Source organism: Campylobacter aviculae (assembly GCF_005406215.1).
Lineage (GTDB): Bacteria > Campylobacterota > Campylobacteria > Campylobacterales > Campylobacteraceae > Campylobacter_D > Campylobacter_D aviculae.
In genome coordinates this window covers 1-10,926 of sequence record NZ_NXMA01000003.1, presented here as the reverse complement: position 1 = coordinate 10,926, position 10,926 = coordinate 1, and the positions used below count along the sequence as shown (strand labels likewise).

Below are 10,926 nucleotides of genomic sequence, written 5' to 3'. Positions count from 1 at the left end.
AAGGGGTATAAATGTGTAAAGATTGTGGTTGCTCAATAAATTCTCACGAACATTCTTCTATGCATCATCATGAAAATCCGAGTTTAAAAGAGAGTAAAACCATAGAGGTGATTTCTAAAATTTTAAGTAAAAATGATGAACAAGCTCTGCATAATCGAAGCCATTTTAATGAAGCGCGCACTCTTTGTATCAATCTAATGAGTTCTCCAGGGAGTGGCAAAACCACTCTTTTAGAGAGTACCATCAAGGCTTTAAAAAATGAATTAAAAATTGCTGTGATCGAGGGAGATTTAGAAACTAATAATGACGCACAAAGAATTAAAAATGCAGGATGTGAGGCGTATCAGATTACCACAGGGCAAAGCTGTCATTTAGATGCTTTTATGGTGCATGATGCCTTACATCATTTGGCAATTGATGATGTGGATTTGCTTTTTATAGAAAATGTGGGTAATTTAGTTTGTCCTGCAAGTTATGATTTGGGTGAGCATTTAAATGTTGTTTTGCTTTCAGTCACTGAGGGAAGTGATAAGCCACAAAAATATCCAGTGATGTTTAAAAAGGCTGATGTTGTATTGATTACAAAAGCAGATTTAGCGCATCATTTCGATTTCGATATTAAAGAAGCGACTAAGCTTATTAAGGAATTGAGTCCAAGAGCAGATATTATAGTTTTGGATGCTAAAAACGGAAGTAATATGGAACTTTGGTATAAATTTTTGAAATTAAAAAAGGAGCTTTTTTAAAATGTGCTTGTCTATTCCGTCTGAAATTTTAGAAATCGATGAGTTAAATAATGCCACTGTGCAAACTTTAGGTGTTAAAAGAAAAGTGAATTTAGATTTGATTGATGAGCCTTTACAAAAGGGAGATTTTGTTTTGATCCATGTGGGCGTTGCTATGGAAAAAATCGACAAAGAAGCAGCTTTAGAGAGCATAAAAACCTATCAAGAAATTGTAGAAAAAATGAATAATGGGGAAATAAAAAACGATGAAGGGGATTTAGGTTTAAATGAATTTCATCGATGAATTTAGAGACAAGCAAAGCATTTTAGCCTTAAAAAAATTGATAGAAGAAGAGATTAAAAGCCCTATTAATATTATGGAGATTTGCGGTGGGCATACGCATAGTATTATGAAATATGCCTTACCTTCTATCTTGCCTCAAGAAATTAATTTCATCCATGGTCCAGGTTGCCCTGTATGTGTTATGCCAAGAAATCGCATCGATGTAGCTATAAAACTGGCTTCAATGAAAGATAATATTTTTTGTACCTTAGGAGATCTTTTAAGGGTGCCAGGAAGTGATTTTTCTTTGATTGATTTAAGAGCGAAAGGAGCGGATGTTAGAGCGCTTTATTCTCCACTTGAAGTTTTAGAAATCGCTAAGGAAAATCCAAGCAAAAATATCATTTTTTTTGCCATAGGTTTTGAAACGACAACACCTATGAGCGCGCTTTTACTCGAAAAAGTGATGGAATTGAATTTAAAAAATGTTTTTTTTCATATCAATCATATTACCGTTCCAGCACCTATTGAAGCGATTATGAATGATGAAAATGTGCAAATCAATGCTTTTTTAGGACCTTCTCATGTGAGTGTGATAACAGGTTTTGGTATTTATAAACCTATAGCGGCTAAGTTTAAAACCCCTATAGCTGTGAGTGGTTTTGAGCCAGTTGATATCATGGAAAGTATTTTAAATATAGTAAGACAGATCAATAAAGGTACGTTTGATGTGTATAATCAATACAAAAGAGCCGTGAGTGAAGAAGGAAATATTAAAGCACAAAATTTGGTTAAAAAATATTTTAAATCTTGTGATTTTGAATTCCGTGGCTTAGGAATTATTAAAAATGGCGGTTTGGAGTTAAGGGAAGAATTTGCTAATTTTGATGCAAACAAGCGATTTGATTGTGCAGTGTCAAGCAAAAATGAAAGTAAAGCTTGTATTTGTGGACAAATTTTAAGAGGTTTAGCTAAGCCTTATGATTGTAAAGTTTTTGGAAAAGCTTGTACCCCAAGAAGTCCTATAGGAAGCTGTATGGTTTCAGGAGAAGGAGCGTGTGCGGCTTATTATAAATATTCAAAGGTAAATGCATGAAAAATATTTCTTTAGCCCATGGCGGCGGCGGAGAAGAAATGAATGAGCTTTTGGGTGAAATTTTTAAAATTTTTAACAATGATATTTTAAATGCGGCAAATGATGCTGCAATTTTAGGAAATTTAGCCCTTAGCACAGATTCTTTTGTTTTAAATCCTATATTTTTAGATGATGAAATAAATATTGGTAAACTTTGTGTTTGTGGTTCTATCAATGATGTTTTGATGGTCGGAGCTAAACCAAAGTACCTTAGTTTAGCTTTTATTTTAGAAGAAGGTTTTGAAATAGAAAAACTCAATAAAATTTTACAAAGCATACAAAAAGAGTGTTCTAAAGCTGGAGTTTTAGTTGTGTGTGGTGATACTAAAGTGGTGCCAAAAGGCAAGGGTGATGAAATTTACATCAACACAACAGCTTTAGGAGAAATCCTTGATAAAAAAGAAACTAAAAATATAAAAGCAGGGCTTAGCGTGTTGGTTTCTGGAGATATAGGTAGGCATGGCGCGAGTGTTTTGATTCAAAGAAATCATTTAGAAGCTAATATTAAAAGCGATTGTAAGATTTTAAATGAAGAAGTTTTAGAGCTTTTGGAAAATAATGTAAAAGTTGTAGCTATGCGTGATGCAACTAGAGGGGGCTTGAGTGCGGTTTTAAACGAATGGGCAAAACAAAGTGGAAATGATTTTTTAATTTTTGAAGAAAAAATTATCATACAAGATGAGGTATTAGGGCTTTGTGAGCTTTTTGGTTATGAGGCGTATGAACTCGCAAATGAAGGCACTTTTGTTCTTTGTGTGGAAAAAGAAGATGAGAAAAAAGCCTTAGAAATTTTAAGAAAATATAATAAAAATGCAAATATCATAGGGGAAGTTTTAGAAGAAAAAGCCTCTCGTGTGATTTTGCAAAATTATTTTGGAGCTAAGCGTTTTTTAGAGACTCCAAAAGGTGAGCTTTTGCCGAGAATTTGCTGATGCATGAACTTAGCATAGTGGAATCTTTAATCGATCTTTGTGAAGAAAATGCTTTAGCTAATAATGCTAAAGATATACAAGAAATTTATGTCAATATCGGGCGTTTAAGCGGAGTTGAGGTAGATCTTTTTAAGCGTTGTTTTGAAACTTTTAAGGAAAATTCACAATTTTGTAAAAATGCAAAACTTTTGATTGAACTTGCTCCACTTGAAATTTTATGTTTAAAATGTAGTCAAAACAGTATCTTAGAACAAAATGTTTTTAAGTGTCCAAAGTGCGAAAGTATAGAGTATAAGATCACACAAGGCGAGGATTTACACCTCATGAGACTTGTTATGGAGTAAGATTTTTTCTGCTATTCTTGTAAAATTTTTAGATCTAATATTTCTTTAATGAGAATAGCTTTTTCAGCCTCTTCTGTTTTGCTAAAATCAAAAGGTTTTTCACGAGTATTCAAGGAAAGCGTTACACAAATTCTACCAAGTCCTTCTTCTTTAAAATCTGTGAAAAAATGATAATAAATACCATCGGTTGTAGTAATAATACATTTAATGCTAGGATTCTCATTGGCATATATGGTAAGCCAGTTATCATCATATTTGTATTTCTCGAATCCTAATGTTTGAATTAAAATAAAAGGCTTTCTATCTTTAAAATAACATAACAATCTTTTTATTGACGCTGTCAAAATAAGCAAACCTGTTATAAATCCTTGGTATGATATAGTTTGAATCAACAACATCAGGATTAAAAATGTCATAACCTAATGCTCTTATAAAAGGTTCAATGAGATATGTTATTTTCATTTACAGCAGCAGATATACTTAGACCTTGTAATATTTTTCATTAAAGCATCGCGTTCCTTATAATCTATTTTAATTCCTTATTATCCTTAACTTTTTGGGTAGTATAGCGTTTTTTTCAATATGAGGGGCGAAAAAGTTATAATTTATAGATTAATTATTTTTTAAAATTCTGGCAAGTTCTAATAAATTTGAGATTAAAAATTCTTTTTTAGCTAGTTTAGAATTCGTTTTTAATTCATACTCGCTTTTGAGTAAAAGATTAAAAATTTCTTTATATTGTTCGAGTTTTAGACTAAAGGCTTGTTGGCTTAAATTTTGACTTACCATAGGAGGTGGAGTGTAGCCTAAGAGTTCTTTAAAATCGACTTTACCATTGATTTTAGCATAAACAGCAATTTTAAAAAGGCGATAAAAAGCACTGCTTAAATAATTAAGTAACGCGATTTCATTATAATTTTCTGAAATTCTTTCAAGTTCATTTTGAAAATCTGTTCTTTTTATGATTTTTTCAAAAAAATTTTCAAAGTTTCCAGAATTTAAGCTATAACAATATTGTTCTATATCTTTTTCACTGATTTTTAAATCTGAAAATTTATTAAGCTCACTTGCTGCTAGGTATAAGTTTTCATCAAAATTAGAAAACAAGGTAAATAAGGCATTTTGAGTGATTTCTATATTTAGTTCTTTTGCTTTCATAGCTAAAAGTTCTATACCTTCTTTTGCATTGTTTGGCTTGAAAAAGCGTGCGAAGTTATTTGTGAAAATTTTTTCTATATCACTTTGTTTTGAGTTTTCATCGTAAAGTTCTAATAATAAAAAATTATTTTGATTGTTTTTACAAAGTTCGACTAAAATTTTGAGTTCTTTTGTGGGAATTTTTTTATTTGTTTTTATCTCTAAAAGTTTTTTTTCACTAAAAAGTGATCCGCCACTTAAAAAATCACTTGCTCTAGTAAAATTGTATTCTTCAAAAAATAATTTTAAAATTTCATCACAATTGTATTTTTGTTTTATAAAATTAGCGTAAAGCTCACTTTGAAAATTATCAATCCCATAAAGAAAGAAAAAATTTGGAAAATTATTTTTTGAAAGCAATATTTGCAAGTCTTTTCTATACATTTTTTACCTCAAGTTCGGTTAAATTTTTAGTGATTTTAGCATAAATTTTAGCCATAATAATATCTGCTTGTAAGATTTGAATTTCAACCCTTTGCAATAAACTAGCATGGGTATCATAAAGGATAATATCAGACCCTTTGATTTTATCATCAAGTTTAGCAATACAAACTCCATCATTTTGCGTGATCAAAGCCTTAAAGTGTTTGCCTATATTTTTAGCAGCCCATCTTGCAAATTTTCTATCCATAAAATCAAAAGCGACTTTATCGGCCTCTCTTTCAAGCGTACTTAAATTTTCACAAGTGCTTTGTATGTTTAAAAGTAAGTAATTAAAAAGCTTTTCGTCTTTTTTTTGTTTGGCTTTTAATAAGCGGTGTAAAATAAGATCGGAATATCTTCTAATAGGGCTAGTAAAATGCGAGTATTTATCAAATCCTAAGCCAAAATGACCTTGATTTTGGCTTGAATATTCTGCTTTTTTTTGTGCTTTAATGATGAGCTTATCCACTTCCGCCCTTAAATTAAGCTCATCAGCTAAGGTTTGGATGTCGCGTATAAGATCGGGTAAATTGGGATTAAATTTGATATCGATTCCAAGTTCTATAAGTTCATCAAGAAGTTTGTTTATTTTTCTTGTATCTGCACTTAAATGATTTCTAAAAATTCCAATATCTCCTAAAAGTTTAGCTGCTGCTTTGTTGGCTAAGAGCATACAATCTTCTATTAAATTATGAGATGGCGTGTCTTTTTCAAAAAGAGTATTTTTTAGACTTAAATTTTCATCTAAAGTCATTCTTAATTCTTCAGTTCGGAATTCAAAAGCGTTTTTAAGACGTTTTTTACGTAAATTTTGAGTGATTTTAAAAAGTTCATAAAGCCAATTATGTTGTTCTAAATTTGGTTTTTTTGATAAAAACTCATCTACTTCATCGTAATGAAAGCGACGTTTTGAGTTGATAATTCCTTCAAAAAGTTCTTCTTTGATAACATTGTATTCATGATCTAATGTGATTTTAAAACAATACACTAAGCGATCTTCATAAGGCTTTAAAGAACAAATATTTTCACTCAAGGCATAGGGTAGCATTGGAATGGCAATGTGTGGAAAATATATCGAAAAACCACGATTTCTAGCTTCTTTATCAATAGCACTATAAGCATAAACGTATTCGCTAACATCTGCAATAGCTACATAAATTTCTTGTTTTTGTGCGTCAAAATAGATCGCATCATCAAAATCTTTAGCGTGTATAGGATCTATGGTGCAAAAAGGCAGAGATCTTAAATCGATCCGGTTTTCATACATACTTGCATCAACACTATCGCCATTTGCCAAAGCTTCTTTAATGCAAGTATCACTGAATTCACTATTTTTATTAAAAAGCGCAAGAGAAATTTTTTCATCCACTCTTTCATCATCGATATGTCCTAAAACTTCTATAATATTGTTATTTTCATTTTCTATTTTTAAGATTGTTCCTAAAGGCAAAGTCTTTAAAGACTTTTGAGAGGCTTTTAAAGCCGTGCTTAGTCCAGTTTTAAGATTCATACCAAGTATGGCTTCCCCGTATCTTTTAGTGATAACTATCGAAGTTTCATTAGCGCGTTTTAGCACCAAAACAACTTTAGCACTAGGTCGTTTTTTCTTTATAGGTAAAAGCTTAACAGCGACGATATCCTTATAATTAGCTCCTTTTAGGTTTTTGTTTTCAATAAGCAGATCTTTTTTAAAACTTTCGTCAAAACATTCTAAAAATCCTGTACCTTTGCTTGAAATATCGAGTATTCCAAAGGTAAAACCATTGTTTAAATAAAATTTGTTTTTGTATTCTTTGATGATTTGATTTGCTAAAAGTTCTCTGATGATTTGTTTAAATTCATTACTGACTTGATTTATGCTGATTCCGTAATTTAAGCTGTTTAAAAATTCTTTCATTGAAATATGCTTTTGGTAAGTTTTTAGAAATTTTACATAAAGTTTATAAAAAAAATATGAAATTTATACTTTAATTGTTATAATACTATCCTTTTAATTTTTATTTTCAAGAGGTAGAGTGTATGCATAAAGTTTTTATAGTATCTAATTTAGATAAAAATATATTTTAATGTTCATTTTAATAGTTTAAGAAAATATCTTGTCAAAGAAAAAATTAGTCCAAATTCAAAGAATCTTGATTATCGTGATTCTTTTCTTGTTATGCATAGCATTAGCTTTAGGAATTCTAATTAAATATCAAAATTCTAATACTCCGGAAATAAACAATAATGTTGCAATAGAGCAAAAAAAACAAGATGATTCTACTTTATTTTATGATGATAATAGTGATAATAAACAAGATGAAATTAATGTTTTTGACGATTCTTATATCCAAGAAGACAATAATCACTCTTTAAGTATTTTAGAGCAAAAAGCACAACTTATTGATGCGAATTTAAGCTTTCAAGATGATAAAAATATTACTGAACAAAATATAAGTATTGTAGAACAAAATATAACAGAGCAAAATACAACAAGTATTGTAGAGCAAAATATTACCACAGAACAAAACGTGAGTTTAATTGGGCTAAATGACTTAAACCAAAGTTATGATGATGTAAATTTAAGTTTTAATCATCATGAGAAAAATTTAACTATATATGATCCGATTCAAAAAGAAAAAACAAACAAGCAACCAAAACTCGCCATTATTATAGATGATATGTCTAGTATGAGTCAAGTGAAAGGTTTAAAAGCTTTAAATTTGAAACTCAATCCTTCTTTTTTTCCACCTGATAAGAATCATCCAAATACTCCAAAATTAGCTTCTAATTTTAATTTTTATATGGTGCATTTACCTTTGGCAGCTATTCATTATAACAAGCCAGAGCTTGATACTTTAAATCCAAGTGATAGCAAAGAAAGAATTTTTAAAAAAATCGCACAGATTAAAAAAGATTTTAAAAATTTAAAATATATCAATAATCACACTGGAAGTTTATTTACGAGCAACGAAAAGGCTATGAGAAAGCTTTATGAAGCTTTAAAAAATCAAAATTTACTTTTCGTGGATTCTAAAACTATAGGAAACTCTAAAGCATTAAAAGTTTCTAAGGAAATGGGTATGATTTATATACAAAGGGATGTGTTTTTAGATAATGAAGATAATGTAGCTTATGTTAAAAAACAGCTTTTAAGTGCTGTAAGATTAGCACAGAAAAAAGGATTTGCCATTGCAATTGGTCATCCAAGAAAAAATACTTTAAAAGCTTTACAAGAGAGTAAAGATTTACTTAATAAGGTAGAACTAGTATATTTGAGTGAAATTTATGGAAGGTAAAATTTTAAGCGATGATTTTTTAGACCTTTTTAAAGACTTAAAAAAACCTCCAAAAAAACTTTACTATAAAGGAAATTTAGAGCTTTTAAAGAAGCGTAAAATTGCAATTATTGGCTCAAGAAAAATGAGTGTTTATACAAAAAATTGCGTTTTTTCTTTGGCAAATATGCTTAAAAATTCGGGAATTTGTGTTGTAAGCGGTGGGGCTTTAGGAGTTGATATCAGTGCAAGTATCGCTGCTATGCCTTATACGATAGGAATTTTTGCAAATGGTTTGAATCAAATTTATCCAAAAAGCAATGAAAAAATTATCAAACAAATGTATCAAGAAGCCTTAGCTTTAAGTGAATATGAAGAAAATTATATCCCTAAAAAATATGATTTTTTGCTTAGAAATCGTTTGATCATCGCTTTAAGTGAAGCTGTAGTCGTTGCTCAAGCTGATATGAGTAGTGGCTCTATGCAAAGTGCTAAACTTGCTTTAGAATTAAAAAAACCTTTATACGTTTTACCTCATAGGATTAATGAAAGTAGCGGGACGAATTTACTTTTGAAAGAGAAAAAAGCGGAATTAATTTATGATTTTAAAGAATTTGTTGGCCAGTTTGCAAAAGTGTGCGAAGATAAACAAGATGAATTTTTGGATTTTTGTAAAAAAGGGGTCAGTGTTGATGAGGCCTTAGCACTTTATGGCGAAAAAGTCTATGAATATGAACTTGAGGGTAAAATTTCTATCGAGGGTTTATTGATAAGAGTTTTAAAATGAGAGCATTAGCATTGGATGTGGGTTTAAAGCGTATTGGAGTGGCGCTTTGTATCGATAAAATAGCACTTCCACTTGATGCTGTTATGAGAAAAAATCGCAATCAAGCCGCTACAGAAATAAAAAAAATCTTACAAGAATATGATATTTCTTTATTGATTGTGGGTATTCCAAAAGGAGGATCAAGCGAAGATGAAATGCAAAGACGCATCCAACATTTTGTTTCTTTGCTTGAATTTGAAAAAGAAGTAGTCTATGTAGATGAAAGTGGAACAAGCAAAGAGGCTTTGAAATTTCAAAGGGCCAATACTCGAAAAAAAGATGGAAAATTGGATTCTTTGGCGGCTTTTATTATGATAAGGGATTATTTTGCTCTCTAAAATCAAAACTCTTTATACAGAAAAAGAATTTGTTCAAATTTTAAATTCTTTTGAAAAGGAAAAAAATATTTGTGTCTTTTTAAATTCTTTAAGGTGCAATGCTAAAGAATTAGAAAATGATTTTTTAAACGCCCATTTAAAATGGAAAAAAATCAATGAATATTGTTATTTGTTTGAGGCTAAGGATAAAAATATTTTAAGCTCTATGAAAGCTTTTAATGAATTTAAATTTTACATACAAAATTATTCCTCTTATTTATGTGCTTTAAATTTGGACGTAAAAGCGGGAGAAAGTGTTTTAGATATGTGTGCCGCTCCAGGTGGCAAAAGCATTAATCTAGCTAATTTTATGCAAAATACAGGTTATTTAGCTTGTAATGAAATTAGCAAGGATCGTTTTTTTGTTTTGCAAAAAAATCTTCAAAATTATGGAGTAAATGCAAAATGCTTTATGAAAGATGGTAAAACAATAGGAAATTTATGTCCTTTAAAATTTGATAAAATTTTACTTGATGCCCCTTGTTCGACTTTTGCAAAAATGGGTTTTGATTTAGAAAAAAGTTATAAAGAAATAAAAAATATAGCTAAAACGCAAAAAAAGCTTTTACATTCTGCATTAAAGGCTTTAAAAGTGGACGGAGAGCTTGTTTATAGCACTTGTACATTTACCAAAGAAGAAAATGAAGAAGTCATAGAAAATGCCTTAAAAAGCGAATTTAAACTTGAAATTTTAGACATCAATTTAGAGTATGTTGTAGCAAAAGATGCGCAAAGTGAGTCTTTTCAAGAAATTTCAAAATGCAAGAGAATTATTCCAAATTCAGATTACGATGGATTTTTTATAGCTAAACTTAGAAAATTATCTTAAACCCTAGTTTGTCCTATGAGATTATTTAATCTATCCATTATAGATCCAACATAAGAATTGATACTTTCACTACTTGCTTTCCAGCCACTAGCTTTTGCTTGATTAAACTGATTATCAAACCAAGCTCCACCATAACCTATAACAGAATTCTGCCATTTAACTCCTTTTTCCATTGCATAAATATCTGCGTCAAGCCAACCATCTTGTGCATAGCCTTTTAATAAACTTGCAAAATCAACCTTGCCTGTCATGATGTCATCTAAGGAAATACCATCACTATTAAAACTCTCCTTAGCCATAGCCATATTATAAGTTTCTACTTTTGGATTAAGTGTAGTATTTAAACTTTCAACAGGTTGTCCGCTACCATAAGATTTTAAAAAACTCATAAATAAATCTTCTTTAGTATAAGTTCCATCTTCATTTTTTGGATAAAATGACATATCAGGTTTAAATTGCCAATCCTCTCCTTGAGAAACATTTTTTATTTCTTCTAAGAATAAACCAAAACTATGTCCACTTAAGCCATCTATAGAAGCTCCAGATTGTATATATAAACTTTCAGCTTCTTTCATTTGATCAGAGGTTTTGTAAATAT

General features: G+C 30.1%; 13 protein-coding genes. 9 read left to right on the top strand and 4 right to left on the bottom strand.

Features of this window, described 5'->3' with window-relative positions; genetic code table 11:
* The first annotated feature begins 11 nt into the window (after positions 1–11).
* The 5 genes from hypB to hypA are packed head-to-tail and all read left to right on the top strand — an operon-like array spanning position 12 to position 3,419.
* Complete coding sequence (gene hypB / locus CQA76_RS01785; RefSeq protein ID WP_137621740.1) at positions 12–746, top strand: hydrogenase nickel incorporation protein HypB; 735 nt, start codon at positions 12–14, stop codon at positions 744–746.
* A 1-nt stretch (position 747) separates the two neighbouring features.
* Positions 748–1,029, top strand: a complete 282-nt coding sequence (locus tag CQA76_RS01780) for a HypC/HybG/HupF family hydrogenase formation chaperone (RefSeq protein WP_137621739.1) — start codon at positions 748–750, stop codon at positions 1,027–1,029.
* On the top strand, positions 1,013–2,104 hold the full coding sequence (gene hypD, locus CQA76_RS01775) for a hydrogenase formation protein HypD (RefSeq protein WP_137621738.1): 1,092 nt from the start codon (positions 1,013–1,015) through the stop codon (positions 2,102–2,104). Before CQA76_RS01780 ends, hypD begins: the two co-directional genes overlap by 17 nt.
* Positions 2,101–3,075 carry a hydrogenase expression/formation protein HypE gene (gene hypE, locus CQA76_RS01770; protein WP_137621737.1) on the top strand — a complete coding sequence of 325 codons (975 nt, stop codon included), beginning with the start codon at positions 2,101–2,103 and terminating at the stop codon, positions 3,073–3,075. Before hypD ends, hypE begins: the two co-directional genes overlap by 4 nt.
* Complete coding sequence (gene hypA / locus CQA76_RS01765) at positions 3,075–3,419, top strand: hydrogenase maturation nickel metallochaperone HypA (protein WP_137621736.1); 345 nt, start codon at positions 3,075–3,077, stop codon at positions 3,417–3,419. Before hypE ends, hypA begins: the two co-directional genes overlap by 1 nt.
* Before the next feature lie 11 nt (positions 3,420–3,430).
* Here hypA and CQA76_RS01760 read toward each other — a convergent pair whose 3' ends face one another.
* The 3 genes from CQA76_RS01760 to CQA76_RS01750 form a co-directional block, all read right to left on the bottom strand.
* Positions 3,431–3,835 carry a hypothetical protein gene (locus CQA76_RS01760; protein ID WP_137621735.1) on the bottom strand — a complete coding sequence of 135 codons (405 nt, stop codon included), beginning with the start codon at positions 3,833–3,835 and terminating at the stop codon, positions 3,431–3,433.
* Positions 3,836–4,031: 196 nt separating this feature from the next.
* Positions 4,032–5,000 (bottom strand): DNA polymerase III subunit delta, encoded by a 969-nt coding sequence (gene holA / locus CQA76_RS01755; RefSeq protein WP_137621734.1) that lies wholly within the window; start codon positions 4,998–5,000, stop codon positions 4,032–4,034.
* Positions 4,993–6,936 (bottom strand): RNB domain-containing ribonuclease, encoded by a 1,944-nt coding sequence (locus CQA76_RS01750; protein ID WP_137621733.1) that lies wholly within the window; start codon positions 6,934–6,936, stop codon positions 4,993–4,995. Before CQA76_RS01750 ends, holA begins: the two co-directional genes overlap by 8 nt.
* A 199-nt stretch (positions 6,937–7,135) precedes the next feature.
* Here CQA76_RS01750 and CQA76_RS01745 point away from each other — a divergent pair, with 199 nt between their 5' ends.
* The 4 genes from CQA76_RS01745 to CQA76_RS01730 are packed head-to-tail and all read left to right on the top strand — an operon-like array spanning position 7,136 to position 10,328.
* Positions 7,136–8,317, top strand: a complete 1,182-nt coding sequence (locus tag CQA76_RS01745) for a divergent polysaccharide deacetylase family protein (protein WP_137621732.1) — start codon at positions 7,136–7,138, stop codon at positions 8,315–8,317.
* Positions 8,307–9,083 carry a DNA-processing protein DprA gene (locus tag CQA76_RS01740; RefSeq protein WP_137621880.1) on the top strand — a complete coding sequence of 259 codons (777 nt, stop codon included), beginning with the start codon at positions 8,307–8,309 and terminating at the stop codon, positions 9,081–9,083. Before CQA76_RS01745 ends, CQA76_RS01740 begins: the two co-directional genes overlap by 11 nt.
* Positions 9,080–9,460: a Holliday junction resolvase RuvX gene (gene ruvX / locus CQA76_RS01735; RefSeq protein ID WP_137621731.1), complete on the top strand. Its 381-nt coding sequence runs from the start codon at positions 9,080–9,082 to the stop codon at positions 9,458–9,460. The genes CQA76_RS01740 and ruvX overlap by 4 nt, the downstream gene beginning before the upstream one ends.
* Positions 9,450–10,328, top strand: a complete 879-nt coding sequence (locus tag CQA76_RS01730; RefSeq protein WP_137621730.1) for an RsmB/NOP family class I SAM-dependent RNA methyltransferase — start codon at positions 9,450–9,452, stop codon at positions 10,326–10,328. The genes ruvX and CQA76_RS01730 overlap by 11 nt, the downstream gene beginning before the upstream one ends.
* On the opposite strand, the gene CQA76_RS01725 is transcribed toward CQA76_RS01730, so the two are convergent.
* On the bottom strand, positions 10,325–10,926 hold a 602-nt coding region (locus CQA76_RS01725), incomplete at its 5' end, for a Cj0814 family flagellar-dependent secreted protein (RefSeq protein ID WP_408608966.1). The genes CQA76_RS01730 and CQA76_RS01725 overlap by 4 nt on opposite strands.

Coding starts and splice junctions, on each gene's coding strand:
- hypD (WP_137621738.1), top strand. CDS start 1,013: ATGAATTTCATCGATGAATTTAGAGACAAGCAAAGCATTTTAGCCTTA.
- CQA76_RS01760 (WP_137621735.1), bottom strand. CDS start 3,835: ATGACATTTTTAATCCTGATGTTGTTGATTCAAACTATATCATACCAA.
- hypB (WP_137621740.1), top strand. CDS start 12: ATGTGTAAAGATTGTGGTTGCTCAATAAATTCTCACGAACATTCTTCT.
- CQA76_RS01780 (WP_137621739.1), top strand. CDS start 748: ATGTGCTTGTCTATTCCGTCTGAAATTTTAGAAATCGATGAGTTAAAT.
- hypA (WP_137621736.1), top strand. CDS start 3,075: ATGCATGAACTTAGCATAGTGGAATCTTTAATCGATCTTTGTGAAGAA.
- CQA76_RS01740 (WP_137621880.1), top strand. CDS start 8,307: ATGGAAGGTAAAATTTTAAGCGATGATTTTTTAGACCTTTTTAAAGAC.
- ruvX (WP_137621731.1), top strand. CDS start 9,080: ATGAGAGCATTAGCATTGGATGTGGGTTTAAAGCGTATTGGAGTGGCG.
- holA (WP_137621734.1), bottom strand. CDS start 5,000: ATGTATAGAAAAGACTTGCAAATATTGCTTTCAAAAAATAATTTTCCA.
- CQA76_RS01750 (WP_137621733.1), bottom strand. CDS start 6,936: ATGAAAGAATTTTTAAACAGCTTAAATTACGGAATCAGCATAAATCAA.
- hypE (WP_137621737.1), top strand. CDS start 2,101: ATGAAAAATATTTCTTTAGCCCATGGCGGCGGCGGAGAAGAAATGAAT.